Origin of the sequence: Gemmobacter megaterium (assembly GCF_900156815.1) — a bacterium.
GTDB classification, from domain to species: Bacteria; Pseudomonadota; Alphaproteobacteria; order Rhodobacterales; family Rhodobacteraceae; genus Wagnerdoeblera; species Wagnerdoeblera megaterium.
Map to the genome: position 1 here is coordinate 795,641 of NZ_FTOT01000001.1, position 23,278 is coordinate 818,918.

Annotated in this window: 28 protein-coding genes; 13 read left to right on the forward strand and 15 right to left on the reverse strand. The window is 66.4% G+C overall.

The window, feature by feature from the left end:
* Positions 1 to 4 precede the first annotated feature (4 nt).
* Positions 5 to 952: a M23 family metallopeptidase gene (locus BW970_RS03750; protein ID WP_229740433.1), complete on the forward strand. Its 948-nt coding sequence runs from the start codon at positions 5 to 7 to the stop codon at positions 950 to 952.
* 55 nt (positions 953 to 1,007) lie between these two features.
* Here BW970_RS03750 and BW970_RS03755 read toward each other — a convergent pair whose 3' ends face one another.
* Positions 1,008 to 1,892: a sigma-70 family RNA polymerase sigma factor gene (locus BW970_RS03755; RefSeq protein ID WP_076528796.1), complete on the reverse strand. Its 885-nt coding sequence runs from the start codon at positions 1,890 to 1,892 to the stop codon at positions 1,008 to 1,010.
* Between the two features lie 83 nt (positions 1,893 to 1,975).
* Here BW970_RS03755 and BW970_RS03760 point away from each other — a divergent pair, with 83 nt between their 5' ends.
* Genes BW970_RS03760 through BW970_RS03770 form a run of 3 tightly spaced genes read left to right on the forward strand, consistent with a single transcriptional unit; the run spans position 1,976 to position 3,713 of the window.
* Complete coding sequence (locus tag BW970_RS03760; protein ID WP_076528798.1) at positions 1,976 to 2,545, forward strand: MarR family winged helix-turn-helix transcriptional regulator; 570 nt, start codon at positions 1,976 to 1,978, stop codon at positions 2,543 to 2,545.
* A 54-nt stretch (positions 2,546 to 2,599) separates the two neighbouring features.
* Positions 2,600 to 2,980, forward strand: a complete 381-nt coding sequence (locus tag BW970_RS03765) for an MbcA/ParS/Xre antitoxin family protein (protein WP_076528800.1) — start codon at positions 2,600 to 2,602, stop codon at positions 2,978 to 2,980.
* Positions 2,940 to 3,713, forward strand: coding sequence for an RES family NAD+ phosphorylase (locus BW970_RS03770; protein ID WP_076528802.1), 774 nt, complete (start codon positions 2,940 to 2,942; stop codon positions 3,711 to 3,713). Before BW970_RS03765 ends, BW970_RS03770 begins: the two co-directional genes overlap by 41 nt.
* Here BW970_RS03770 and purS read toward each other — a convergent pair whose 3' ends face one another.
* Together purS and BW970_RS03780 are read right to left on the reverse strand one after the other, a co-directional pair.
* Entirely contained in the window at positions 3,714 to 3,953 is a 240-nt protein-coding gene (gene purS, locus BW970_RS03775) for a phosphoribosylformylglycinamidine synthase subunit PurS (RefSeq protein WP_076529220.1), read from the reverse strand. It lies immediately after the preceding gene.
* Positions 3,954 to 3,971: 18 nt separating this feature from the next.
* On the reverse strand, positions 3,972 to 4,733 hold the full coding sequence (locus BW970_RS03780) for a phosphoribosylaminoimidazolesuccinocarboxamide synthase (protein WP_076528804.1): 762 nt from the start codon (positions 4,731 to 4,733) through the stop codon (positions 3,972 to 3,974).
* A 146-nt stretch (positions 4,734 to 4,879) separates the two neighbouring features.
* On the opposite strand from BW970_RS03780, the gene BW970_RS03785 reads away from it, so the two are divergent.
* Entirely contained in the window at positions 4,880 to 5,194 is a 315-nt protein-coding gene (locus BW970_RS03785; protein ID WP_076528806.1) for a DUF1476 domain-containing protein, read from the forward strand.
* 252 nt (positions 5,195 to 5,446) lie between these two features.
* Here the strand turns inward: BW970_RS03785 and BW970_RS03790 are convergent, their stop codons facing one another.
* Entirely contained in the window at positions 5,447 to 5,905 is a 459-nt protein-coding gene (locus BW970_RS03790) for a GatB/YqeY domain-containing protein (RefSeq protein WP_076528808.1), read from the reverse strand.
* Positions 5,906 to 6,073: 168 nt separating this feature from the next.
* On the opposite strand from BW970_RS03790, the gene carA reads away from it, so the two are divergent.
* Together carA and BW970_RS03800 are read left to right on the forward strand one after the other, a co-directional pair.
* Positions 6,074 to 7,231: a glutamine-hydrolyzing carbamoyl-phosphate synthase small subunit gene (gene carA / locus BW970_RS03795; protein ID WP_076528810.1), complete on the forward strand. Its 1,158-nt coding sequence runs from the start codon at positions 6,074 to 6,076 to the stop codon at positions 7,229 to 7,231.
* Positions 7,232 to 7,321: 90 nt separating this feature from the next.
* Entirely contained in the window at positions 7,322 to 9,481 is a 2,160-nt protein-coding gene (locus BW970_RS03800) for a glycosyltransferase (protein WP_076528812.1), read from the forward strand.
* On the opposite strand, the gene BW970_RS03805 is transcribed toward BW970_RS03800, so the two are convergent.
* A complete protein-coding gene (locus tag BW970_RS03805) occupies positions 9,385 to 10,065 on the reverse strand; it encodes a GntR family transcriptional regulator (protein WP_076528814.1) in 681 nt (226 codons plus the stop codon). The genes BW970_RS03800 and BW970_RS03805 overlap by 97 nt on opposite strands.
* Positions 10,066 to 10,146: 81 nt before the next feature.
* Here BW970_RS03805 and BW970_RS03810 point away from each other — a divergent pair, with 81 nt between their 5' ends.
* From BW970_RS03810 to BW970_RS03820, 3 genes are all read left to right on the forward strand, one after another.
* Positions 10,147 to 10,803 (forward strand): pyrimidine 5'-nucleotidase, encoded by a 657-nt coding sequence (locus BW970_RS03810; RefSeq protein ID WP_076528816.1) that lies wholly within the window; start codon positions 10,147 to 10,149, stop codon positions 10,801 to 10,803.
* An 80-nt stretch (positions 10,804 to 10,883) separates the two neighbouring features.
* A complete protein-coding gene (locus BW970_RS03815; protein WP_083701106.1) occupies positions 10,884 to 11,117 on the forward strand; it encodes a hypothetical protein in 234 nt (77 codons plus the stop codon).
* Between the two features lie 74 nt (positions 11,118 to 11,191).
* A complete protein-coding gene (locus tag BW970_RS03820; protein ID WP_076528820.1) occupies positions 11,192 to 12,391 on the forward strand; it encodes a UbiH/UbiF family hydroxylase in 1,200 nt (399 codons plus the stop codon).
* On the opposite strand, the gene BW970_RS03825 is transcribed toward BW970_RS03820, so the two are convergent.
* Together BW970_RS03825 and BW970_RS03830 are read right to left on the reverse strand one after the other, a co-directional pair.
* Positions 12,388 to 13,293, reverse strand: coding sequence for a DMT family transporter (locus tag BW970_RS03825; RefSeq protein WP_076528821.1), 906 nt, complete (start codon positions 13,291 to 13,293; stop codon positions 12,388 to 12,390). The genes BW970_RS03820 and BW970_RS03825 overlap by 4 nt on opposite strands.
* Positions 13,294 to 13,343: 50 nt before the next feature.
* Positions 13,344 to 14,336, reverse strand: coding sequence for an asparaginase (locus BW970_RS03830; RefSeq protein ID WP_076528823.1), 993 nt, complete (start codon positions 14,334 to 14,336; stop codon positions 13,344 to 13,346).
* Between the two features lie 194 nt (positions 14,337 to 14,530).
* On the opposite strand from BW970_RS03830, the gene BW970_RS03835 reads away from it, so the two are divergent.
* Entirely contained in the window at positions 14,531 to 15,061 is a 531-nt protein-coding gene (locus tag BW970_RS03835; RefSeq protein ID WP_144038860.1) for an invasion associated locus B family protein, read from the forward strand.
* Between the two features lie 133 nt (positions 15,062 to 15,194).
* On the opposite strand, the gene BW970_RS21025 is transcribed toward BW970_RS03835, so the two are convergent.
* The 3 genes from BW970_RS21025 to exbB are packed head-to-tail and all read right to left on the reverse strand — an operon-like array spanning position 15,195 to position 17,632.
* Positions 15,195 to 16,154 carry a TonB C-terminal domain-containing protein gene (locus BW970_RS21025; protein WP_076528825.1) on the reverse strand — a complete coding sequence of 320 codons (960 nt, stop codon included), beginning with the start codon at positions 16,152 to 16,154 and terminating at the stop codon, positions 15,195 to 15,197.
* Positions 16,151 to 16,576 (reverse strand): TonB system transport protein ExbD, encoded by a 426-nt coding sequence (gene exbD, locus BW970_RS03845; protein ID WP_076528828.1) that lies wholly within the window; start codon positions 16,574 to 16,576, stop codon positions 16,151 to 16,153. The genes BW970_RS21025 and exbD overlap by 4 nt, the downstream gene beginning before the upstream one ends.
* A gap of 3 nt (positions 16,577 to 16,579) precedes the next feature.
* Positions 16,580 to 17,632, reverse strand: a complete 1,053-nt coding sequence (exbB, locus tag BW970_RS03850) for a tonB-system energizer ExbB (protein WP_144038861.1) — start codon at positions 17,630 to 17,632, stop codon at positions 16,580 to 16,582.
* Between the two features lie 152 nt (positions 17,633 to 17,784).
* On the opposite strand from exbB, the gene rlmN reads away from it, so the two are divergent.
* The gene (gene rlmN, locus BW970_RS03855; RefSeq protein WP_076528831.1) at positions 17,785 to 18,966 is read left to right on the forward strand and encodes a dual-specificity RNA methyltransferase RlmN; all 1,182 of its coding nucleotides are present in this window, start codon (positions 17,785 to 17,787) and stop codon (positions 18,964 to 18,966) included.
* Between the two features lie 66 nt (positions 18,967 to 19,032).
* Here rlmN and htpX read toward each other — a convergent pair whose 3' ends face one another.
* The 3 genes from htpX to ruvC form a co-directional block, all read right to left on the reverse strand.
* Positions 19,033 to 19,935 (reverse strand): zinc metalloprotease HtpX, encoded by a 903-nt coding sequence (htpX, locus tag BW970_RS03860; RefSeq protein WP_076528833.1) that lies wholly within the window; start codon positions 19,933 to 19,935, stop codon positions 19,033 to 19,035.
* 98 nt (positions 19,936 to 20,033) lie between these two features.
* On the reverse strand, positions 20,034 to 20,717 hold the full coding sequence (gene ruvA, locus BW970_RS03865) for a Holliday junction branch migration protein RuvA (RefSeq protein WP_076528835.1): 684 nt from the start codon (positions 20,715 to 20,717) through the stop codon (positions 20,034 to 20,036).
* Positions 20,714 to 21,220, reverse strand: coding sequence for a crossover junction endodeoxyribonuclease RuvC (gene ruvC, locus BW970_RS03870; protein ID WP_076528837.1), 507 nt, complete (start codon positions 21,218 to 21,220; stop codon positions 20,714 to 20,716). The genes ruvA and ruvC overlap by 4 nt, the downstream gene beginning before the upstream one ends.
* A 300-nt stretch (positions 21,221 to 21,520) precedes the next feature.
* Between ruvC and BW970_RS03875 the strand changes: the two genes are divergently transcribed.
* The gene (locus tag BW970_RS03875; RefSeq protein ID WP_076528840.1) at positions 21,521 to 21,727 is read left to right on the forward strand and encodes a DUF1127 domain-containing protein; all 207 of its coding nucleotides are present in this window, start codon (positions 21,521 to 21,523) and stop codon (positions 21,725 to 21,727) included.
* Positions 21,728 to 21,827: 100 nt separating this feature from the next.
* Here the strand turns inward: BW970_RS03875 and BW970_RS03880 are convergent, their stop codons facing one another.
* Complete coding sequence (locus BW970_RS03880; RefSeq protein ID WP_076528842.1) at positions 21,828 to 22,166, reverse strand: hypothetical protein; 339 nt, start codon at positions 22,164 to 22,166, stop codon at positions 21,828 to 21,830.
* 144 nt (positions 22,167 to 22,310) lie between these two features.
* Entirely contained in the window at positions 22,311 to 23,183 is an 873-nt protein-coding gene (locus tag BW970_RS03885) for a 50S ribosomal protein L11 methyltransferase (RefSeq protein ID WP_076528844.1), read from the reverse strand.
* Positions 23,184 to 23,278 lie beyond the last annotated feature (95 nt).

The following is a 23,278-nucleotide window of genomic DNA, read 5'->3' on the forward strand; positions in this document are numbered from 1 at the left end:
CTGGATGGCGGCCCTGGCCATGGCGGCAACGCCCGCCTGGGCCGACATCACCCTGGTTCCCCCGGTGGACTGCGCATTGGGGGACACCTGTTTCATCCAGAACTACGTCGATATCGACCCTGGCCCCGGACATCGGGATTTCGCCTGCGGCCATCTCAGCTATGACGGCCATGACGGAACCGATTTTGCCGTTCCGACGCTTGCCGACATGGAATCCGGGGTAAACGTTCTGGCCCCCGCCGATGGCCGGGTCATCGGCATCCGTGACGGGATGCCGGACATTGCGATCAATGCCCCAGGGGCGCCGCCGCTGGAAGGGCGGGATTGCGGCAACGGAGTCGCCATCGACCATGGCAACGGCTGGAACACGCAGCTATGCCATCTGGCCAATGGGTCGGTGCGGGTCCGCTCGGGCGACATGGTGACGGCAGGGCAGCCGATCGGGCAGATCGGCCTGTCCGGCCGGACAGAATTTCCCCATGTGCATCTGTCCGTCCGCCATAATGGCCAGGCGGTGGATCCCTTCCGGCCGGTCCCTGCGGGCAGTTGCGATGCCGCTGCCAGCCCCGGCCTGTGGGCCAAGCCGCTGGCCTATCTGCCGGCCGCCATTACCGGCGTCGGCCTTGCGCCAAGCCCGCCAGATTTTGCAACGCTGCTTGCAGGGCTGCCAACGCCGGATCCCTTGCCGCGCCAGTCCCCTGCCCTGGTGCTCTGGGCGGTGCTCATGGGCCCCGCCGCCGATGACCGGGTGATCCTGCGCCTGACCGGCCCCTCCGGCGTGGTTCTGGACCAGACCATCACGCTGGAGCGTAATCAGGCCCGTGCGTTCCGCTATATCGGCCGCCGCACACCCGCAGGCGGTTGGCCGCCCGGCCCCTACAGCGGCGAGGCCACGCTGATCCGTGGCAATACGGTGATGGACCGCGCCACCATCGCCGTCACCCTGCGCTGAACGCAAGGCGGCGCCCCGTGGGGCGCCGATGCGTGAGGGTCACTTTCGGGCGCGACTAGACCGCGACACCATCCTCGGCCAGCAAGTCCCGCGCCGCCGGATCCTCGGCCAGCGCCTTTCGCAACACCCCCAACGCCCGTTCGCGCAACTGGCGCACCCGTTCGCGCGAGATCTGGAACTCCTCGCCCAGATCGGCCAGGGTGCGGTGATCTTCCTCCATCACCGATCCTTCGAGGATCTGGCGGTCCCGCGCAGGCAGGCGCGCAAGATGCTCGGCCATCAGGGCGGCAAGCCGCGCTTTTGCCCTGGCGGCGCCGACCCGCACCTCGGCATCGGCCTCGGGATCGGGGTCGGCCAGCATGTCCTGCCAGTCTGCGCCCCCCTCATCGCCAGATGAAATCGGCTGGTTCAATGACATGTCGCGCCCGGCCAGCCGTTCCCGCACAAGTGCGATCTTGTCGGCATCCACACCGAACCGCAGGCCAATGGCGGCATCCAGATCCTCGGGGGCCACACCTTCGGCCTGCAACTCTGCCTCGGCCTTGCGCAGCCCAAAGAACACCCGGCGCAACGAGGACGACCCCGGCAGCCGGATCAGCGACCAGTCGCCATAGGTATAATCCTGGATCTCTGCCCGCACCCACCATGTGGCATAGGTGGAAAAGCGGAACCCCATGTCAGGATCAAAGCGGTCAGCCGCCTTCAGCAGGCCCAGATTCGCCTGCTGGATCAAATCCTCGTCCGGGCGTCCGCCGCGCGTGATGCGGGCCGCCGCAGACCAGGCCAGCGCCCGATGGGCCAGCACCAGCCGGTCACGCGCCTTTTCGTCGCCCTTGTCGCGCCAGGCGCGGGCCAGGCCCGCTTCGGTCGGGGCATCAAGAAATTCAGAGCTGAAGGCGGTACCGCGGCGGCGCTGCGGCGGGCGAAAGGGCTTGTTCATGGCATCACCGCTGATGATTTCGATTCGAAACTATCATTCCGTGACGGATTGTCAAACAGGTTTCGAAACGCTATTATCTTTCCATGACAACAGCCGATGAAATCGCCGAACTTCTGATCCACCTTGGCCGCGCCGCGCGGGCCGAGGATCAGGACGCGCAACTGACGCCCGCGCAATGGACTGCCCTGCGCTTTCTGTCGCGGGCCAATGTTGCCAGCCGCACGCCGTCGGCCTTTGCCAGTTTTCATGCCACGACGCGCGGCACGGCAACCCAGACCCTGAAGGCGCTGGAAACCAAGGGGCTGATCTGCCGGGGTGAAACCCAGCGCGATGGCCGGAAGGTTTGCTACGACGTCACGACCGATGGCCGCGCCTTGTTGTCGCAGGATCCCTTGCGCGACCTGACTGCCGCCGTCGCGGCACTGCCCACGCGGCTATACAGTGCGCTGTCCGAGGCCATGCCGCTGCTGGTGGCAGAACTTGCACGACGACGCGAGATGCCCGGTTTCGGCACCTGCCACGATTGCCGCCATTTCGAAGGCGGCCCACAAGAGGCGTTTTGTGGCTGCATGGCGCGGATCATTGCCGCGCCCGAGGTCAACCTGCTGTGCGTCAACTTCGATTGCAACACACCCCCACGTTTGCGCGACTGACCCCTTTCCACAGCAAGAAATGCATCCTATATTCCCTCAGGAAAGGAGCATGTCATGCTGAACCTGCATCCACAGGCGCCGGTGGCCAATCGCGGCGCGATCCTGACCAAGGCTGCGGTACGGGCCGCCGAGCGGCTGGATATGTCGGGCCGCCTGCTGGCCGATGTGCTGGGCGTTTCCGAGGCGCAGATCTCGCGCTTTCGCAACGGCGAGGCGGCGCTGGCCGAAAATTCGAAACCCTTTGAACTGGCTGCCCTGCTGGTCCGTGCGTTCCGCTCGCTCGATGCGATCACCGGGGGCGATGAGCGGGTGGCCCGCGCCTGGCTTGGCGCGCAGAACACCGCCCTGGGCGCCCGCCCCGCCGACCGGATCACCAGCGTACAAGGCCTTGTCGATGTCGTCAGCTATCTGGACGCCCGCCGCGCTCCGGTCTGAGCTGCGGCCCTATGACGGCTTTGCCTGGCGACTGGTCGAGGCGCAGCACCGGGTCTCGACCCTCAAGCTTGTGGACTCGCTGTCCGAACAACAGGCCCTGGAAGACATACTGGAGGACACAAAGCCCCCGGTTCCGCCGGAGTGCCGCGATCTGGACTATCTGCTCGCAACGCCGTTCCGCTATCGCCCCTATCCGCACGGATCGCGGTTTCGCCGCGCTGGTCTGACGCCCGGCGTGTGGTACGGGGCAGAGCAACCGGGAACGGCCGTCGCAGAAATGGTGTTCTATCGGTTTCTGTTCTATGCCGAAAGCCCTGCGACCCCGTTCCCCGACGATGCCGCGGATTACACCGCGTTCTGCGTCAGATTGGGCAGCCCCGCGACGCTGGATCTGACCGCTCCCGCACTGGCCCGCAGCAGCGCGCTGTGGACCCATCCGTCAGATTACACCGCGTGCCAGGCGCTTGCCGACGCCGCGCGCGAGACGGGGGCAGAGATCCTGCGCTATGCCTCGGTCCGCGACCCTGATCAGGGGGCGAATGTCGCAGTTCTGACCTGCCGCGCCTTTCGTGACAAGGCGCCCTCCGACCGGCAAACCTGGCGCATCCGCATCACTCGCCTTGGGGCGCAGGCCCTGCGTGAACACCCGCGGCTGGGACTGGAGTTTGCCACCGACGCCTTTGACGATCCGCGGCTGGCGGCCATGGTCTGGGACCGGCCGCGCGCGCGCTGATCAGGCGATGGTCACGGTGAATTTCTCGATCACCGTATTGGCCAGCAGCTTGTCGCACATCGCGCGCACCTCTGCCTCGGCAGCAACCTTGTCGGTCGCGGCCAGATCCAGCTCGATCACCTTGCCCTGCCGCACAGCCTGGACGCCCTCGAACCCCAGCGTGCCAAGCGCGTGGCGCACAGCCTCGCCTTGCGGATCAAGCACGCCATCTTTCAACATGACATGAACGGTTGCCTTCAGCGCCATGAGAGCGGCCTTTCAGTTGATAAGCGTCGGCTTGGTGGCATGGGTGACGTTCGAGGGCATAACCCCCAACCGCCGCGCAAGTTCGGTATAAACATCGTCCAGCGGTCCGGGCTCGCGGGTCTGGCCTTCGCGGTCGGGCGTTTCCGCCGCGCGCAGATCCCACAAGCGGCAGCTGTCGGGGCTGATCTCGTCGGCCACGATCAGGCGCATGTAATCGCCTTCCCAGGTGCGGCCCACTTCGATCTGGAAGTCGGCCAGGCGGATCCCGGCGCCCAGCATGGCCCCCGACAGAAAGTCGTTCACCCGCAGCGCCAGGGCCACCATGTCATCCAGATCCTGCTGGCTGGCCCAGCCAAAGGCGATGACATGTTCTTCTGTGACCAGCGGGTTCCCCAGCTTGTCATCCTTGAAGTAGAATTCCACGATCGGACGCGGCAGCGGCGTGCCTTCGGGAATGCCCAACCGGGCCGACAGATCGCCTGCGGCAAAATTGCGCACCGTCACGGTGACCGGAATGATCTCGACCATGCGGATCAGCTGTTCGCGCATGTTCAGCCGCCGGATGAAATGCGTCGGAACGCCGATGAGGTTCAGCCCCGACATGAAGAATTCCGACAAGCGGTTGTTCAGCACACCGCGCCCGTCCGCAGGCCCCGCCTTCTGGGTGGGCTGCGTGGCGGCATCATCCTTGAAATACTGGATGAGCGTGCCGGGCTCCGGCCCTTCATACAGGATCTTCGCCTTGCCTTCGTAGACTTTCTTGCGCCGTGCCATCGGACCTCGGTTCCCGGGCGGCGAGCGCCCTTTCTGCCTGCCTATTAGTGCAGATGATGCGATGCCGCAAGCGCGCGCCTCTTGCGGGACGGGGCTGCGGCAGGCATATGGAACGGAACCGCAAGGAACAGCCATAGGGGATTCCCATGACCACCTTCGACGACCGCCAGCGCGCCTTCGAATCGAAATTCGCCCATGATGCCGAAATGCAGTTCCGTGCCACGGCCCGGCGCAACAAGCTGCTGGGTCTCTGGGCGGCGGGCCTTCTGGGCAAGACCGGCGCCGACGCCGATGCCTATGCCGTAGAGGTGGTGAAATCCGATTTCGAAGAGGCCGGGGACGATGACGTCCTGCGCAAGGTCGCTGCGGATCTGTCCGGCAAGGCCACCCCGGAAGACATCCGCGCGAAAATGGATGCGCTGCTGGCCGAAGCCAAGGCGCAACTCGCCTCCGACATCTGAGGCGCCGGTCACGCCGCGCCGGCCCGTCCGGCACGGCCTCTAGGCGGGCCATCAGGCCGGCCTCCCCGTGCCGACCTCGCGCCTCTGCCAAGGGCCAGACCTGCGCAAGAACGGCCGCATCCAGTCGCGGCCGGGCCGCTGCAAACGGCATTCCGAATTGCTCTGACCGAAATATCCCTGGGGGCTTAATGCAGCCCCTGCCGCAACGCAGGGCAGACAGCCGCCATCAGGCAAGGGCCAGGGCCGGGCCCTTCAGCCCAGCCGATCCTTCACCATCGGACCGGCAGCGCCGAAATCCATCTGCCCGGTATACTTGCCCTTCAGCACGGCCATCACCCGTCCCATATCCCGGATCCCGGTGGCGCCCGTTTCCGCGATGGCCTCTGCAATCGCCTGCCCCACCTCGGCCTCCGACAACTGCCGTGGCAGGAATTCCTCGATCACCTTGATTTCGGACAGCTCTTTCTCTGCCAGTTCCAGCCGCCCGCCTTCCTCATAGACACGGGCGCTTTCCTGGCGCTGCTTCACCATCTTGCCCAGAATGGCCAGAATATCTGCATCACTCACCCCATCTGCGGCGCTTTCGGTCCGCGCGGCGATGTCCCGGTCCTTGATGGCCGCGTTGATCAGGCGCAGGGTCGAGGTACGATCAGCCTCGCGCGCCTTCATGGCCTCTTTCAGGGCAGTGCTCAGGCGCTCGCGCAGGCTCATGGGGGCTCTCCTTGGGTGTGCGCGCGCAGCATAACCCGGCAGGCGCGCACGGGCAACCCACAGCAAATGCGCCAAGTCCTTGCTTTCAAAAGAAAACGCATTTGGCACAAGGGCTTGACCGCCACCGTCGCCGGGACTAGGTTGCGCCCGTTTATGCCGGAGTGTCCCATGCCAAACGCTGCCCCCCGCCCCACTGCCTGCCTTGCGCTGGCCGATGGAACGCTGTTCTTCGGACAGGGGTTCGGAGCCGCTGGCGAAACAGTGGCCGAACTGGTGTTCAACACCGCCATGACCGGCTATCAGGAAATCATGACCGACCCCTCCTATGCCGGTCAGGTCGTCACCTTCACCTTCCCGCATATCGGCAATGTCGGCGTCACCCCCGAGGATGACGAAACGGTCGAGCCGGTCGCGGCCGGAATGGTGGTCAAATGGGATCCGACAGAGCCGTCGAACTGGCGCTCGGTCGGCAATCTGCACGACTGGATGACCCGCAAGGGCCGGATCGGGATCGGCGGTATCGACACCCGCCGCCTGACCCGCGCCATCCGCCAGCAAGGTGCGCCGCATGTCGCGCTGGCCCATGATCCCGACGGAAATTTCGACATCGAGGCGCTGGTCGCCCGCGCGCGGTCGTGGAAAGGGCTGGTCGGCCTTGATCTGGCCAAGGACGTGACCTGTGCCCAATCCTACAAATGGGATGAAATGCGGTGGGCCTGGCCCGAAGGGTACAAGCGCCTCGAAGGTCCGGGCCTGCGGGTGGTCGCCATCGACTATGGTGCAAAACGCAACATCCTGCGCTGCCTCGCCTCGGCCGGTTGCGAGGTGACGGTTCTGCCCGCCACCGCAACCGCAGAGGATGTGCTTGCCCTGAACCCCGAAGGGGTCTTTCTGTCGAACGGTCCGGGCGACCCGGCTGCAACCGGCGAATATGCCGTGCCGATGATTCAGGGGGTTCTGGCCAAGGATCTGCCGGTCTTCGGCATCTGCCTTGGGCATCAGATGCTGGCGCTCGCGCTTGGTGCGCGCACGGTCAAGATGAATCACGGGCATCATGGCGCCAACCATCCGGTCAAGGATCTGACCACCGGCAAGGTGGAGATCACCAGCATGAACCATGGGTTCACCGTGGACAGCCAGACCTTGCCCGCAGGGGTCAGCGAAACCCATGTCTCGCTGTTCGACGGGTCGAACTGCGGTATCGCGGTGGATGGCAAGCCGGTGTTCTCGGTGCAATATCACCCCGAGGCCAGCCCCGGCCCCCAGGACAGCTACTACCTGTTCGACCGTTTCGCCGCCGCGCTGCGCGCCCGTCGCGCCGCCTGATCGCGGCCCGAGCGGCGCCCCTGGGGTGCTGCGTGGCATTAACGCCCTGTTAACCCTGACCTTGCAACCTGCACGGGTCAGGAGGGGCATATGCATATCCAGGCCGGGCGATTCGTCGCCGATTGCCAGATTGGTGCGGAGCGCGACAGCCACGACGACCGGCTGGCCGAGCGGCTCTTTGCCATGCGCGCCATACGGGCCGGGGATCTGCGCCACGCCCGCGCAGAGGCCGAGCATCTGCACCTGCCGCTGGCAGAGGCGCTGGCGGGGTCGGGCATGGTCCTGCAAGACGATCTGGCCTGTGCAACCGCCTGGCTTGCCGGGCTGCCCCTGACAGACCCACTGGCCGATCCACCGGACCCGCGCCTGGTGGAACGGTTGGGTCCGCAACGATGCCTGGCAATGGGCCTGGTGCCATTGCGGGTTCTGGGCGGCGAAGTCCTGATTGCCCTCGCCCAGCCGTCGGAATGGCCGCGCCACGCCGCCGAGGTTGTGGCGGCGCTTGGGCCTGTCCGCCTGTCCCATGCCCCCCTGCCCGCCATCCAGCAGGCGGTTGCCGCCGCCGCTAGCCTGCGCCTGCGTCTTCAGGCCGAAGCGCGGGTGCCTGCGCCGGTCAGTGCACGGGCCTGGCGCGGTCTTGCCGGATGGCGTCTCGCCAGCATGGCGATCCTGCTGGGCCTTGCCCTGGCGATCATGCCAATGGTGGCGCTGACGGTGGTTCTGGCATGGCTGGTGGTGTCGATCGCCGCCACCAGCCTGCTGCGCGCGACCGCCCTGATCCTGGCCTTACGCCGCCCCCGCACGGCGGCCCCGGCGCCCCCCCTTGCACGTCCGCTCCGATGGCCGGTGATCTCGATTCTCGTCCCGCTCTATGGCGAGCCCGACATCGCGCCGCGCCTGCTGCAACGGCTGGGGCGGCTCGACTACCCCCGCGCCCTGATGGATGTGGTCATCGTGCTGGAGGCGAAAGACACCGAGACCCGCGCCGCCCTTGCCGGCTGCCCCCTTCCGGGCTGGATGCGCATCGTGACGGTGCCGGACGGGCCGATCACCACCAAGCCACGGGCGATGAACTATGCCCTGGACTTCTGCCGCGGCAGCATCATCGGCATCTATGACGCCGAGGATGCGCCAGACCCGGACCAACTGCAAAAGGTCGTTCAGAGGTTTGCGGAACGCGGGCCCGATGTGGCCTGCCTGCAAGGCTGCCTGGATTATTACAACCCCCGGACCAATCTGTTGGCCAGGCTGTTCACGGCGGAATATGCCAGTTGGTTCCGCGTCGTCATGCCCGCATTGCAACGGTTGCGCCTGCCGATGCCGCTTGGCGGAACCACGCTGTTCCTGCGCCGCGAGGCGCTGGACAGGGTGGGCGCCTGGGATGCCCATAACGTGACCGAGGATGCCGACCTTGGCGTCCGCCTTGCCCGGCATGGCCTGCGCACCGAAATGCTGCCCACCACCACCCATGAAGAGGCGAACTGCCGCCTGCGTCCCTGGATCCGGCAGCGATCACGCTGGATCAAGGGGCATATCCTGACATGGGCCATCCACATGCGCGACCCTGTCGGCCTGTGGCGCGATTTGGGCTGGCGCGGGTTCCTTGGGTATCAGGTGGTCTTTCTGGGCGCGCAAAGCCAGGTTCTGCTCGCCCCGCTGATGTGGACGATGTGGGCAATTTCCGTTGGCCTGCCACACCCCATGCAGACCTTGCTGCCTGCCGGAGGCGTGCAGGTCTTGATTGCGATGTTCCTGCTGTCCGAGGCGCTTGTGATGGCAACGGCTGTCGTGGGGCTGGCCCGCACCCGTCACCATGGCCTATGGCCCGTGGTGCCGATGCTGCACCTCTACCATCCGCTGGGGGCCATCGCCGGCTGGCGCGCGGTCTGGGAAGCGTTCTGCAACCCGTTCTACTGGGCCAAGACCAGCCATGGCCATTTCGATCACGCTGTCGGCGACGGCCAGGCCCTGTGGCAGGCGCCCAACCCCGCCCCGGCGGATGGAACTGCCTTGCACAGGCCGCCCAATTCGCCATTCCGCGCCGCTCCCGATGCCATCGCCGCGGTGCCTGTGGGCGGGGAAACCGCCGCCGACCGCATTGCCCGCGCCCTGCGGCAGGGTCTTCCGCTGGCCGATCTGCCAGAGATCCGCGCTCAGCCCTCCTTGCCCGGTCGAGTGCGCACCTCGCCTGCGTCGATTTTCAGGCGCGTCTCGAAGGCCCGCGAGATATGCGTGCGCAGCGCCTCATAGGCGGCGTCGCCATCCCGCGCCCCGATCGCGCGGATGATCGCATCATGTTCGGCCAGCGCCGCCGCATCACGGCCCTCGGCCGCAAGCGATGTCGACGCCAGCAGCGCCATGGACCGATGCACCAGATCCAGTTGCTGCACCAGATAGCGGTTGTGCGAGGCCAGATGAATCTGCTTGTGGAACCGCCGGTTGGCACGCGCCAGCGCAGCGGGGTCGCCCAGCAGACGGCGATCATCCTCGACCATCCCGCGCAGAACACGGATTTCCTCGTCGCTGGCGTGCTGCGCGGCCAGCCGGGCGGCCAGCCCCTCCAGCTCGGATCGCACGACATAGAGCTCTGCCAACTGGTTGTGATCGAGCGAGGCGACAATCATGCTGCGCCCGTCGCGCGCCAACATCGACTGGGTTTCCAGCCGCTGCAACGCCTCGCGCACGGGGGTGCGCGACACGCCGAAACGGTCGGCCAGTTCGGATTCGACCAGCCGGTCGCCGGGCCTGTAGACGCCACGGTCGATCGCCTCCAGGATCAGGGTATAGGCATCCTTCTGGGCACCGGGCGGGGATTTGCGGTCTTGTGCGGTCATGGGCGCGCACGCTATCCCCAGCCGCGCCGCCATTCAAGGCAAAGCATTGCCTTTGCCGACACCAGCGCCTAGCGTGCGGCCATGGTCGCGCAATCCTTCTCTCATGTCTCCGCCTGGGTCTTTGACCTGGACAATACACTCTATCCCCCCTCGGCCCGCCTGTTCGATCAGATCGAGGCGCGGATGACCGCTTGGGTGGCCGAGGCGCTCAAGGTGGATCGGGCCGAGGCGGACCGCCTGCGCGCGCAGTATTGGGCGCAATACGGGACCACGCTGGCCGGGCTGATGGCCGAGCATGGGATCGACCCTGCCCCCTATCTGAACGAGGTGCACGAGATAGAGCTGCACGCCCTGCAACCCGATCCGTTGCTGGCCGCACGGATCGCCGCCTTGCCGGGGCGGCGGATCGTCTACACCAACGCCACCGTGCCCTATGCCGAAAAGGTGCTGGAGGCGCGGGGGCTGTCGAACCTGTTCGCGGCGGTCTATGGCGTGGTCGAGGCGGGTTTCCGCCCCAAGCCGGAACGCGCCGCCTTTGAAACGATCTTTGCCCGCGACGGTCTGGACCCGGCCCGCGGCGCGATGTTCGAGGATGATGCGCGCAACCTCGCCGCCCCTCATGCCATGGGAATGCAGACAGTGCACGTCGCGCCGCTGGCCGCCCCGGCCAGCCATATCCACCACCATACCGACGACCTGACGGAGTTTCTGGGCCGCCTGATGCCTGCGGCGGCCTGACGCAGCGCGTCAAACTGCCCGATGGGCAGACGGCACGGCAAAAGCCACATCCATGCCAAACCTATTGCATGGAGACGCGCATGGCCCTGTCCGACACCCCCGCCCCCGGCGGCATCCTGTTCCGCCTGCCGATCATCGGCCGCATCGCCCGCGATATCGAGCGCGAGCCGGATTCGGTATTCTACCTGATCGTCGGCATTCTGAGCCTGCTGATCATCGGCACGGTGCAATGGGGCCTGCCGGTGCTGGCCATGGCCGCACTTGCCGCAGTGCCGGTCATGTTCGTCGTGCTGATCCTGATCACGCTGGGGTGACGGCTGCGGCACCGCAACCCATTTCCCTTGCCATCCGGGCGGCCTAGACTGGCGGCGAAACGAGGGGGTGCCAGATGGAACGGCAGCAGGTGGATGTTCTGGTCTCGGGCGGTGGTGTCGCCGGTCTGACGGCGGCGGCGGCCTTTGGCGCGGCAGGGTTCAGCGTGATCTGCGTGGATCCCGCGCCGCCTGTCACCGAGGAAACGGCCAGGGATGCCGACATCCGCACCACTGCTTTTCTGCAACCCTCTGTCGCGGTGCTGGAGGCTGCGGGCCTGTGGTCGCGGCTGCGCCCTCATGCCGCGCCCTTGCAGGTGATGCGCATCATAGACGCAGGCGGGGCAGAGCCGGTGGCGCGGCTGACCCGCGATTTCGATGCCGCCGATGTCTCGGACCAGCCCTTTGGCTGGAACCTGCCCAACTGGCTCTTGCGGCGCGAGATGGTGGCGCGGTTGGGCGAACTGCCGACTGTCACGTTTTGCCCCGGCGTCGGCACGGCGGGCGTGACCGCGCGGGGCGACGCGGCGCTGGTGCGGCTGTCGGATGGCCGCCAGGTGGCAGCGCGGTTGCTGGTGGCGGCGGACGGGCGCAATTCGGCCGTGCGGCAGGCGCTCGGGATCGGCGCGCGCACCATCCGCTATGGCCAGAAGGCGGTGGTGCTTGCCGTCACCCACCCCGAGCCGCATCGCAATGTCTCGACAGAAATTCATCGTTCGGGCGGGCCGTTCACGCTGGTCCCGCTGCCGGACCGGGAGGGACTGCCCGCCTCTGCCATCGTCTGGATGGAGCGCGGCGCCGAGGCCGAGCGGCTTGCCGCCCTGCCCGTGCCAGAGTTCGAGGCGGCGATGACAGAACGGTCCTGCGGGATTCTGGGCCCGCTGACGCTGGCCAGCCGTCGCGCCGTCTGGCCCATCATCGGACAGATCGCCGATCGCCTGACCGCGCCGCATACCGCGCTGATCGCCGAGGCGGCCCATGTTGTCCCGCCGATCGGGGCGCAGGGGCTGAACATGTCGCTGGCCGATCTGCGCGCGCTGATTGATCTGGCCACCGAAACGCCAGAGGCGCTTGGCAGCGCCGCGATGCTGGCCGCCTATGACAAACGGCGCCATCTGGATGTTCAGATGCGGGTGCGCGGCATCGACCTATTGAACCGCGCCTCGATGCTGGCGCCGCAACCGCTGCGTGATCTGCGGGCGGGGCTGCTGGGCGCGCTCTATGGGGTGGCGCCGGTGCGCCGGGCCTTGATGCGCGCGGGGCTTGGGCTGCGCTAAAGCTTGCCTGCGCCAGAGGCCGGCGTGACGCCCGCGTGTTTCAACTGCGCCTCGCGCAGCGCCATGTAGCTGATCGCGGCAATGATGATGCCCCCGCCCAGCAGGACGTAAGGGTCCACCGGCTCGTCAAAGGCCACGACACCCAGGATCGTCGCCCAGACGAGTTGCAGGAACACCACGGGCTGCGAGACGGATACCGGGGCCGCGGCAAAGGCCCGCGTCATCATGTAATGCCCCAGCGTGGCAAACAGCGCCACCAACCCCAGCCATGCCACCTGCTGCCATGTGACCGGCACCCAGACCGCCAACGCAAGCGGCAGCAGGCCAATCGTCACCGTTGCAGACATCAGCGCCACGATGGCCCCGGCGGACAGCATATCGCTCAGCCGCTTGGCGAACAGATAGCTGCCTGCAAAACAGATCGCGGCGGCGACCTGCGCCAGTTGGCCCGATCCGATCTCGCGCAGGCCGGGGCGCAGCACCACCAGCGCCCCGATCACCGCAAAGCCGATGGCGGTCAGGCGGCGAAAGGCAAGCTTTTCCCCCAGGAACAGCACCGCACCCAGCGTCACCACGATCGGGTTGATAAAACCGATGGCGGTCACTTCGGCCACCGGAATGCGCGCCATGGCATAGAACCAAAGCAGCACCGCCATGGTGTGGATGATGCCGCGCCCGGCCACCATCGGCCAGGCGCCCTGCGGCAATCCGGCCCGCACCAGCGGAACAAGCGTCGGCATCAGGAACAGGAAAGCCCAGCCAAAACGCAGAAACGCCGATTGCGCAGAGGGAAGGTCGGTCCCCAGATAGCGGATCACCCCGGTGACGGCCACAAAGCACAGCCCCGCCAGGGCCATCCACATCACGCCCGCAAGGGGCCGGTTTGCACTTGATTCGCTCATGGGGCCACAAGGCCCCATGGCGCCTCGGGGTTCAAGGGCACATGGCCCGTTCAGCCAGCCGGAAAGCCCGGCGCCAGTTGCACCATGCCCGTCTCGACGCCGCGCCAGTTGCTTTGCACCGCATTCAGCCGCTTGCGGGTGGCGGGCGCTTCGGCCTCCAGCACCCCGTGGCGCACCAGCAGGGCGCAGATCGCGGCTTCGGAGGCGCGCGTCGCGCCATCGACGATCTTGAGCGCGATCCCAAGCTGCTTTTCCGGCACGATGGCGATGAACACCGCCTCGGCGCCGGTCTTGATGGCAACCCTGCCCTGCATCTCGCGCATCAGTTCGGTGCAGGCGCGGGTTTCGCCCGCCACATGGGCCGGGTTCGCCGCCATGGCGCGGGTCAGGGCAAACATCGCACGGTCGCGGGCATCACCATCGCCGGTGGCCCCGGCAAAGGCCGCCATGGCGCGTGCAAGACCCGTGACCGAACAGGCGTGGTTCGGCGCGGAACAGCCGTCGATGCCAAAACCTGGGCTGGTTTCGCCTGTCACCTCCTCGAATGCCTGTTTCACAGCCATCTGCACCGGATGGTCGGGCAGGACATATTCGGCATCCGCCCCCAGATGGCGGTTCAGCATCAGAAAGCCGGTATGCTTGCCCGAACAGTTGTTGTGGATCTGGCACGGGGCCTCATGCGCGCGGATCAGGCGGTCGCGTTCATCCCGGTCGCCCGGCTCATGGCAGCCACAGCGCAGATCGGCCTCGGACATGCCCATATCGTGAAGCCACCGCCCGACAGCATCGACATGCAGCGCCGCACCCTGATGGCTGGCACAGGCCAGCGCCAGTTGCTCGGGGCGCAGCCCCGCGCCGGCACCGCTTTCCAGCAACGGAAGGGCCTGAAGCATCTTGCACGACGAGCGGGGAAAGATCACCTCTTCGGCGTTGCCCCAGCTTTCGACCAGCCCGCCGGTCGCGTGCCAGACCACCGCATGGCCCAGATGGCGGCTTTCCATCCGCCCGCCGCGCCACAGTTCCACCATCGGCACTGCACCCATTCGCCCCTCCTGCCCGTCTGAATCGTATAACAGATGCGCGATTTGGCGCCCAAAGGGGTTTCACCGCCCGGCGGTTTCGCGCTATTAGACCACATATCGAGTTGCAATGACCCCTGCCACAGGAAAAGGTCCGGCGCGTAGGGACACGCGGTCAAACCGACCACAGGCAGGGAACGGCTGGAGGCTCTGAACACATGACGATACGGATTGCGGGCGCGCTGGTAGGTGCGGTTTTGGCAATGGGCCTTTCGGCCGCCGAGGCGCAAACGGCACAGCAGACGAAATGCGTATCGGCAAAGACCGACTGGAGCGTTTGTGTCTGGGACAGCCCCAAGGAATGCTGGGGCGTTTCTGCGCCCAAGGAATCGCTGAACACCCGCGGCGGCAGACCTGCGCAGGTGCGCCGGGGCGATACCATGATGTTCGTGACCTTCCGCCCCGGACAGGGCGCCAAGGGCGAAATCTCGTTCACGCCCGGCTATGGCTATGCCAAGGGCGCGCAGGTGACGGTGGAAATCGGCACCGACAAGTTCACCCTGTTCACCGATGGCGAATGGGCATGGCCCGCCAATGCGAATGACGACGCCGCGCTGCTTGCCGCCATGAAACGCGGCAGCGAAGCGGTGGTCACCGGCACCTCCTCGCGCGGGACCGATACCAAGGACACCTTCTCGCTCATGGGGTTCAGCGCGGCCATGCAGGAAGCGGAAACCCGCTGCAAGTGATGCGACCCCCGGCATGACATCCAAAGGCCGCCCGTTCGGGCGGCCTTTTGCATGGCACCATCGGATCATTGGGCACCGGGGCGCTGTTGGCCAGCAGGGGCGCCCCAGCCATCCCCGCACGCGGGCAGCCCGCTCAGCGTTGCAACCGGACAGGCAACAGCAATGTATTCGCCTGTCCGTCCGGGGGCGCCGACACGCTGCCGCGCATCCGCAGATGGGCGACAAGCTGTTGGTCCACCGCGCCGTTCCCTGTGCCGTTGCGCAACGAAACCCCCGTGAGCCGCCCCGCACCGTCGATGCTGATCGCAATCGTCGCCTGCGCCCCGCGCAGATTGAAGCTGCGCCGCTGCATATGCTGGGCCAGTTGCCCCTGGATCGTGCGCTTCCAGCGCGCCATCGCATCTGCCGATTGCGCCCCGCGGGCAGAGGCGGCCGCCCCTCCCGCACTGGCCGCCGTGGATGTCACGTTCCGGGTGCTTTCGGGGGTTTTCTTCGGCGCGGCGGCTTTCTTGACCGGGGCGGGCCGCTCTGCCTTCTGCGGCTCCGGCTTGGGCGCGGGGCGGGGCATGGGGCGCTGGTCGGGAACGGCGGCCACCTCCTCGAACTCCGGTTCGGGGTCGGGCACTGGCTCTGGCTCCGGTTCTGGCGGTGCTTCCGCCACCGGCTCCGGTTCTGGTTCTGGTTCTGATGGCACCTCTGCCACGGGTTCCGGCTCAGGCAATGGCTCCGGCTCCGGCTCCGGCAGAGCCTCTGCCACGGGGTCGGGGGCGGGCAACGGTTCCGGCTCTGGCGGCGCCTCTGCCACAGGGTCGGGGTCGGCCTCGGTCTGTGGCGCGGTCTCGGCCATCTGGGCAACCGACGGGGGCGCGGGGGGGGCCGGTTCCTCGGCCATCACCTCTTGGACGGGCAGTTCCGTAAGGTCGATGATCATCGCATCGGACGGGGCCACATCGCGCCCCATCCGGTCGCTCATCCAGGCCGAAAACGCGACGGCAACCGACATCGCCAATGCGATGATCGCGGCGGCCACGGCCCAGAACAGGGTTTCCAGCCAGGCCCGGCCACGGGCCACCTGTTCGGCCCAGTCGGTCATTGACTTGCCTCCAGCCCGATCAGCGCCACCTTGGTAAAGCCGGCCCGGCGCAGCAGGTTCATCACCTGCATCAGTTCGCCATAGGGCACGGTGGCGTCGGCCCGCAGGAACAGCCGCTTTTCCACATCCCCGCCGGTGGCCGCCATCACCCTTGGGCCAAGCTGATCGCGGGCCACCGGATCCTCGCCCAGCGATACCGTCAGATCGGGTTGCAGGGTGATATAGACCGGATCGTCGATCGGTTCCGCAGGGGCCGCGTTCGAGCGTGGCAGGTTGACGGGCACACCCACTGTCGAAAGCGGCGCCGCCACCATGAAGATGATCAGCAGCACCAGCATCACATCAATGAACGGCGTGACGTTGATGTCGTGGCTTTCCGCCAGATCATCGTCGTCGCCGCTGTCGCGGATGCCTCCGGCCATGGCTCAGACCCCCTTGATCTTGCGAAAGTCGATGTCCCGGCTCAGCAGCCGCTGCACCGCCGCCCCGGCATCGCCAAGCGCCTGCTTGTAGCTGGCAATCGCGCGGGTGAAGTGGTTGTAGATGACCACGGCAGGAATAGCCGCGACAAGGCCGATGGCGGTGGCCAGCAGCGCCTCGGCAATACCCGGTGCGACAACGGCAAGGTTGGTTGTCTGCGTCTCGGCGATGCCGATAAAGGCATTCATGATGCCCCAGACCGTGCCGAACAGCCCGACAAAGGGTGCAACCGATCCCACGGTGGCCAGCAACCCCATGCCACGCCGCAACCGCGCCAGGGCCTGCACCTCGACCCGCCCCACCAGCGAGGCCGCACGTTCCTTCACCCCGTCCGGGCCCGCCGGGTCGATGGCGGGATCGGACAGCTTGTATTCCTCCAGCACCGCATGGGCCATGAAGGCGCCCGGATCCCGTCGGCCGACAAGGCTTCGGGTGGCCTCGGCCAGGTTGGCAGCGCGGCTCAGGATGCGCGCGGCCCGACGGGCGCGGCCACGGGCGACAAAGGTTTCAACCATCTTGAACAGCCAGACCGTCCAGGTCAGAAAACAGGCAGCCAGCAAGGACAGGATCACGCCTTTCACCACCCAATCCGCCTGATTGTACATGCCCATCGGCGACAGGTCATGGGGCGAGGGCAGCGGCTGCACCGCTAGCCCGTCTGGCATGGGCACGGGGGCGGGCGGGACGTATACCGGCGGCGTTTCGGTGGCCTGGGGAACCGGCGCTTCGGGCGGCGTGGTCAGCGGCGCCGGTCCGGGGACGGCAGGCGGTGGCTCTTGCGGGGCAGCCGCAGCGCCGCCTCCTTCGGGTGTCGCCACAGGCGGCGATGCCTCGGTCGCCGCCCCCCCCTGCACCGGGGCAGGAGCCACCGGCGCCGTCTGGCCCGCCTCTGGCCCGCTGTCGGCCCCACCAGGGGCAGGCGTCGTCTGCGCCGGTACGGCCAGGGACAATGCCAGCAGGGCCGCGGCACAGGTCGGGATCAGGGCAATTCGGGACATCGGTCTTCCGGTCGTTCGTGCGATTCGGGGAATATATACTAAAATAGTCAGATATTAGCACCCCATCCCGGGACCAATCCTCTTTGCGTTTGGGGGCTTTATCATGGTCCCCATTCCGGTGTATCAGGTCTGCTTAGCCACAGGATACTGCCATGACTGCCCCAACTGCCCCGATCACGCAGGATGTTCTGACGATTCCGCGCAAGCTGCCCGAGGGCGGCCGCACGAATATCGTCGGTCTGACGCGCGACCAACTGCGCGCCGCGCTGATAGCGGCGGGCACGCCGGAAAAACAGGCCAAGATGCGTCTGGGGCAGATCTGGCAATGGGTCTATCATTGGGGTGTGCGCGACTTTTCCGCAATGACCAACCTGTCCAAGGACTACCGCACCCTGCTGGCCGAGCATTTCGAGATTGCGGTGCCGGAGATCGTCACCCGGCAGATCAGCGCCGACGGCACGCGCAAATACCTGCTGCGCATCGCAGGTGGGCACGAGGTCGAGGCGGTCTATATCCCCGAGGAAGGCCGCGGCACGCTGTGCGTGTCCAGTCAGGTGGGCTGCACGCTGACCTGTTCGTTCTGCCATACCGGCACGCAGAAACTGGTGCGCAACCTGACGGCAGGTGAAATCGTCGGTCAGGTCATGCTGGCACGCGACGATCTGGACGAATGGCCCGAACCGGGCGAAGGCTCTACCGGGGAACGGCTGGTCAGCAATATCGTGCTGATGGGCATGGGCGAGCCGCTGTATAATTTCGACAATGTGCGCGATGCCATGCGCGTGGTGATGGATGGCGAAGGCATCGCCCTTGGCCGCCGCCGCATCACCCTGTCCACCAGCGGCGTGGTGCCCGAAATCGCCCGCTGCGCGGAGGAAATCGGCTGCCAGCTTGCGATCAGCTTTCACGCCACCACCGATGCGGTGCGCGACCGTCTGGTGCCGATCAACAAGAAATGGAATATCCAGACGCTGCTGGACACGCTGCGCGACTATCCCAAACTGTCCAACAGCGAACGGATCACCTTTGAGTATGTGATGCTCAAGGATGTGAACGACAGCGATGCCGATGCCCGCCGCCTGGTCCGGCTGATCGCGGGCATTCCGGCCAAGATCAACCTGATCCCGTTCAACGAATGGCCTGGCGCCCCGTATGAGCGGTCGGATTGGGAACGGATCGAGGCCTTTGCCGATATCGTCTACAAGGCCGGGTATGCCAGCCCCATCCGCACCCCGCGCGGCGAGGATATCATGGCCGCCTGCGGCCAGTTGAAATCGGCAACCGAACGCGCGCGCAAACCTGCGCGCGAGATTGCCGCCGACGCCGGACTTTAGCGCCGCCTGCCACACACGTATCAGCCCCGCCACATCCATGGCGGGGCTTTCTTGTTCAATGCGGTCTTACCGGCGCCGATCCACCCGTGGGATGGACGACCGGGCGGCGACAGGCGCAGCGGGCCGCCCCGCGCCCACCATCGCCTCCAGCGCCGCCACACGGTTTGCCGTGCTGGGATGGGTGGCGAACAGCTTGTCGCGCGCATGAACATGCAACGGATTGATGATATACATATGCGCCACCGCCGGGTTGCGTTCGGCAGCATGGTTGTCGATGCGCTGCGCCATTGCCTCGATGCGTCTGAGCGCCGAAGCAAGCCACAGCGGATTGCCGCAGATCTCGGCGCCGACACGATCGGCCTCGTATTCACGCGACCGCGAAATGGCCATCTGCACCAGACCAGCCGCCAATGGTGCCAGGATCATCATCAGGATCGCCCCGATCATGCCGCCGGGCCGGTCGCGGTCATTCCCGCCAAAGAAAAAGGCAAAGTTTGCCAGCATCGAAATCGCACCCGCCATGGTGGCCGTGATCGTCATGATCAACGTGTCACGGTTGCGGATATGGGCCAGCTCATGCGCCATCACCGCCGCGATCTCCTCACGGGTCATGGCGCGCAGCAGGCCGGTGGTGGCGGCCACAGCGGCATTTTCGGGGTTGCGGCCGGTGGCAAATGCATTGGGCTGGTCGGTCTCGATGACATAGACCTTCGGGCGCGGCATCCCGGCACCGTCGGCCAGATCATGGACCAGCCGCACGAAATCGGGCGCCGAGCGTTCATCCACCGGCCGGGCCCCGGCCATCGACAGGACCGCCCGGTCCGAATTCCAATAGGCGAACAGGTTCATCGCCGCCGCCACCGCAAGCGCGATCATGGCCCCCTGCCCGCCCCCGATCAGCGACCCAAGCCCCATGAACAGGGCCGTCATCGCCGCCATCAGCAGTGCTGTCTTTGCGTATCCGCCCATGGGCACCTCCATTCCCGCATCGATATGGGCAAGCCGGGCGACCGGGGCAAGAGGGGGGTCGCGGGGGGCCGCCCCCGCGCATCGCCACGGGCGAGAGGTCAGGACTTGGGTTGCAACAGTTTCAACGCAGCACGGATCAGCGTGGGCGCATCGGTGGCCGCCCCTTCGCCTGCGGCCTGAGCCACGGCGGCGGCGGCATCGCCTTGGGCATAGCCCAGGTTAGTCAGCGCCGACAATGCATCCGAACTGGCCATGGCCGCAGGATCGGGCGCTGGCGGCGCCTTGGCCTTGCGCGGCGTGGGCGGGGCGGCAGGCACCGGCTCGACCAAACCCTCGCCGATATCGGCAACGCTGGCCATGCGCCCGCCCTGCGCCATCAGCATCGGCGCCTTGGACTTCAGCTCCATCGTCACCCGCTGGGCGATCTTGGGGCCGACGCCGGGCGCCGCCTGGATCGACCGCGCATCACCCAGCGCGATGGCCCGCGCCACGCCCTCTGCCCCCAGGGTGCCAAGGATGGCCAGCGCCGCCTTGGCCCCGACCCCCTGCACGGTGGTCAGCAGCCGGTGCCATTCGCGGTCCAGCAAGGAGGGAAAGCCAATCAGTTGCAACAGATCTTCGCGGACCACCATCTCGGTATAGAGCGCCGCAGCCTGGCCGGGCGGCGGCAAGGCGGCAAGGGTGCGGTCCGAAACCATCACCTCGTAGCCGACCCCGCGCACATCCAGAATGACGAGGCCGTCCCCCTTCCAGTCGACGATGCCCGACAGTTTTCCGATCATCCCGCCGCCCTTTTCACTGCGGCCTGCAACCGGCCGGCAGATTGCACATGATGCGCATGGCAGATCGCCACCGCCAGCGCATCGGCCGCATCCGGCCCCGCGATCTGTACGCCGGGCAAATGCAGGCGCACCATGTGATCCACCTGGACCTTGGCGGCATGACCCACACCGACAACGGTTTTCTTGACCGCATTCGGGGCGTATTCGCCCACGACCAGCCCGGCCTGCGCAGGAACCAGCAAGGCGATGCCGCGCGCCTGCCCCAGTTTCAGCGTGGCGACCGCATCCTTGTTGACAAAGGTATGTTCAACGGCCGCAGCCTCGGGGCGGAACCGCAGGATCACTTCTGTCAACTGGCCATGAAGGGACAAGAGCCGGTCGGCCAGATCGCCTGTCGTGGAATGGCAAATCCCGTTGGCGACATGGGTCAGGCGGCTGCCCTCCACGTCGATCACCCCCCAGCCAAGGTTCCGCAGCCCAGGGTCGATTCCGACCACCCGCATTCTTTCGCCTCGCCTGTCCGTGGATCCCGCCTGTTTTTCCGCCACTAGCACGAAAAGGGAACACGCGCCAGCCGCTTTGCGATGCGCCATGTTCATTCTGCAACGCAGCATTCACCGGGACGTTACCAGAGCAACACGATTATGCCTTGTTTGAAAGGCCGAATCGCGCTGCGCCAGCCATGCGATAGACGCAAGACGGAGTTGCCCTTATGCAGGTTGTTTTGCACCCGCAGCACAGCTATCTGACTGCTCAGGAAGCGCAATGCTTTTCAAACAGGCAGAATGTGAAGGAACCTCACCATGGCCACTTTCGAAACCACCCGCCCCGCTCTGGGCCTCTTCGGCGGCCGGCTGAGCACCCTCGTTGTCTCCCTCGTGGCCGCAGTGGCTGCGTGGAATGATGCCCGCGTGACGCGCAACGCCCTGTCGAAGCTCTCGGACCGCGAGCTGGACGACATCGGCCTGTGCCGCGGCGACATCGAGGCGATCTCGGCCGGCACCCGCTAAGCCGGAGTTCTGGTCCCGGACCGGAAATGGACAGGCCGCACGGGGCATCCCGCGCGGCCTTTGTCTTTGCAGCGTGGCGGTTCGGGCCGCCGCATCTGCCCTACGTCATCCAGCCCAGATGCGATGCGACCCAGGTGCTGACCGGCTCGGCCTGCATCAGCACGGCGCCCAGTTGTTCCAGCAGGCTGCCTTGCCACAAAAGATCGACCTTGGCCTGATACAGGTCCGGGCCAAGCTGGGCCTGAATCGCGCCCTTCATCACCACGACCAACCCGAACAGCATCAGCACCGGCCCCATGACCGGCAGTCTCAGCCGCCGGGGCGCCCGGTAATGCGATCGGCCCAATGTGCCGATCGCCTCGAACCCGTAGCCGTCCAGATGCGCCTTTTCCAGGCGACGGACGCGACGGTTGAAGTCCAACAGATTTTCATCGGCCATGATACGAAACCTCTTGTCATGGCCCCCACACACCGGGGCATTTTTCGGCCCCAAATGTGGCAATATCTGGGCAGGTCGCGCGAGTTTTAGGAAACGGATCGTTGCCGAAACACGATCCTGCCACAATCCGCGGCGCCTGCGGCCTCAGCCGTGACGCAGCACCAGCGTGGCCCATTCGCCAATATCCTCGCGGTCGACCAGCCCGAACCCATTGGCGACATAGGCCGCCAGCACTGCCTCGGCCTGCACGACCAGCAGGCCCGACAGGATCAGATGGCCGCCTTGCGCGATATGGGCCGCCATGTCAGGCGCCAGGTCGATCAGCGGGCCTTTCAGGATATTGGCAAAGATCAGCTCATACGGTGCCCGCGCGGCCAGGTCGGGGTGGTCGAATCCCGCCGCCTCGACGCAAGGCACCCGGTCCGCCATGCCGTTGATCTCGGCATTGGCGACGGCGACCTCGACGGCGACCTGATCAATGTCCGATGCGATGACCGCCGCATCCGGCCAGATCCGCGCAGCCGCCAGAGCCAGCACGCCCGTGCCCGAGCCGATATCGGCCACATTTCCCGCGCGCAGCCCCCCGGCATCCAGACGATCAAGCGCGCGCAGGCATCCCAGCGTGGTGCCATGATGCCCGGTGCCAAAGGCCACCGTCGCCTCGATCTGCAAGGGCACGACGCCAGCGGGAACCTTGTCGGCATCATGGCTGCCATACAGCCAGAACCGCCCGGCCTCGACCGGCGCAAGATCGCGGCGCACCTTGGCCACCCAGTCGATATCGGGGATTTCCGACACGACAAAGGGCTTGGCCCCGAAAGCCATGGACAACAGCAGCAGAACCGCCTGATCGGGCTGTTCCAGGAAATATCCGCCCACTTCCCACAGGCCGGACCCATCCTCGATCTCGAATACACCCACGCCCGTCGGCTCTGGGGTCATCTCCTCCATCGCCTCGGCAAGCGCCTCGGCGGCATCCTGGTCCGGCAAAGTGGTCAGGGCGGAATAGGTCGACATGAAGTGTCCTTCCGGAATCGCGGGAGTGTCGGGGCAGCGGGCCTTGCGGCCCGGTCCCCGGCCCAGGCAAGAGGTCTTGGGGCAACGCGGCTTGG

What these genes read in the sequence shown, in the direction of transcription:
- carA (WP_076528810.1), top strand. Translation starts at nt 6,074, where the DNA reads ATGCCAAACGCTGCCCCCCGCCCCACTGCCTGCCTTGCGCTGGCCGAT.
- ruvA (WP_076528835.1), bottom strand. Translation starts at nt 20,717, where the DNA reads ATGATCGGAAAACTGTCGGGCATCGTCGACTGGAAGGGGGACGGCCTC.
- BW970_RS03830 (WP_076528823.1), bottom strand. Translation starts at nt 14,336, where the DNA reads ATGGGTGCAGTGCCGATGGTGGAACTGTGGCGCGGCGGGCGGATGGAA.
- BW970_RS03835 (WP_144038860.1), top strand. Translation starts at nt 14,531, where the DNA reads ATGACGATACGGATTGCGGGCGCGCTGGTAGGTGCGGTTTTGGCAATG.
- BW970_RS03750 (WP_229740433.1), top strand. Translation starts at nt 5, where the DNA reads ATGGCGGCCCTGGCCATGGCGGCAACGCCCGCCTGGGCCGACATCACC.
- BW970_RS03785 (WP_076528806.1), top strand. Translation starts at nt 4,880, where the DNA reads ATGACCACCTTCGACGACCGCCAGCGCGCCTTCGAATCGAAATTCGCC.
- BW970_RS03820 (WP_076528820.1), top strand. Translation starts at nt 11,192, where the DNA reads ATGGAACGGCAGCAGGTGGATGTTCTGGTCTCGGGCGGTGGTGTCGCC.
- BW970_RS03815 (WP_083701106.1), top strand. Translation starts at nt 10,884, where the DNA reads ATGGCCCTGTCCGACACCCCCGCCCCCGGCGGCATCCTGTTCCGCCTG.
- BW970_RS03765 (WP_076528800.1), top strand. Translation starts at nt 2,600, where the DNA reads ATGCTGAACCTGCATCCACAGGCGCCGGTGGCCAATCGCGGCGCGATC.
- rlmN (WP_076528831.1), top strand. Translation starts at nt 17,785, where the DNA reads ATGACTGCCCCAACTGCCCCGATCACGCAGGATGTTCTGACGATTCCG.
- BW970_RS03755 (WP_076528796.1), bottom strand. Translation starts at nt 1,892, where the DNA reads ATGAACAAGCCCTTTCGCCCGCCGCAGCGCCGCCGCGGTACCGCCTTC.
- htpX (WP_076528833.1), bottom strand. Translation starts at nt 19,935, where the DNA reads ATGGGCGGATACGCAAAGACAGCACTGCTGATGGCGGCGATGACGGCC.
- exbD (WP_076528828.1), bottom strand. Translation starts at nt 16,576, where the DNA reads ATGGCCGGAGGCATCCGCGACAGCGGCGACGACGATGATCTGGCGGAA.
- BW970_RS21025 (WP_076528825.1), bottom strand. Translation starts at nt 16,154, where the DNA reads ATGACCGACTGGGCCGAACAGGTGGCCCGTGGCCGGGCCTGGCTGGAA.
- BW970_RS03790 (WP_076528808.1), bottom strand. Translation starts at nt 5,905, where the DNA reads ATGAGCCTGCGCGAGCGCCTGAGCACTGCCCTGAAAGAGGCCATGAAG.
- BW970_RS03825 (WP_076528821.1), bottom strand. Translation starts at nt 13,293, where the DNA reads ATGAGCGAATCAAGTGCAAACCGGCCCCTTGCGGGCGTGATGTGGATG.
- BW970_RS03875 (WP_076528840.1), top strand. Translation starts at nt 21,521, where the DNA reads ATGGCCACTTTCGAAACCACCCGCCCCGCTCTGGGCCTCTTCGGCGGC.
- BW970_RS03760 (WP_076528798.1), top strand. Translation starts at nt 1,976, where the DNA reads ATGACAACAGCCGATGAAATCGCCGAACTTCTGATCCACCTTGGCCGC.
- BW970_RS03770 (WP_076528802.1), top strand. Translation starts at nt 2,940, where the DNA reads ATGTCGTCAGCTATCTGGACGCCCGCCGCGCTCCGGTCTGAGCTGCGG.
- exbB (WP_144038861.1), bottom strand. Translation starts at nt 17,632, where the DNA reads ATGTCCCGAATTGCCCTGATCCCGACCTGTGCCGCGGCCCTGCTGGCA.
- BW970_RS03805 (WP_076528814.1), bottom strand. Translation starts at nt 10,065, where the DNA reads ATGACCGCACAAGACCGCAAATCCCCGCCCGGTGCCCAGAAGGATGCC.
- BW970_RS03780 (WP_076528804.1), bottom strand. Translation starts at nt 4,733, where the DNA reads ATGGCACGGCGCAAGAAAGTCTACGAAGGCAAGGCGAAGATCCTGTAT.
- ruvC (WP_076528837.1), bottom strand. Translation starts at nt 21,220, where the DNA reads ATGCGGGTGGTCGGAATCGACCCTGGGCTGCGGAACCTTGGCTGGGGG.
- BW970_RS03800 (WP_076528812.1), top strand. Translation starts at nt 7,322, where the DNA reads ATGCATATCCAGGCCGGGCGATTCGTCGCCGATTGCCAGATTGGTGCG.
- BW970_RS03885 (WP_076528844.1), bottom strand. Translation starts at nt 23,183, where the DNA reads ATGTCGACCTATTCCGCCCTGACCACTTTGCCGGACCAGGATGCCGCC.
- BW970_RS03810 (WP_076528816.1), top strand. Translation starts at nt 10,147, where the DNA reads ATGGTCGCGCAATCCTTCTCTCATGTCTCCGCCTGGGTCTTTGACCTG.
- BW970_RS03880 (WP_076528842.1), bottom strand. Translation starts at nt 22,166, where the DNA reads ATGGCCGATGAAAATCTGTTGGACTTCAACCGTCGCGTCCGTCGCCTG.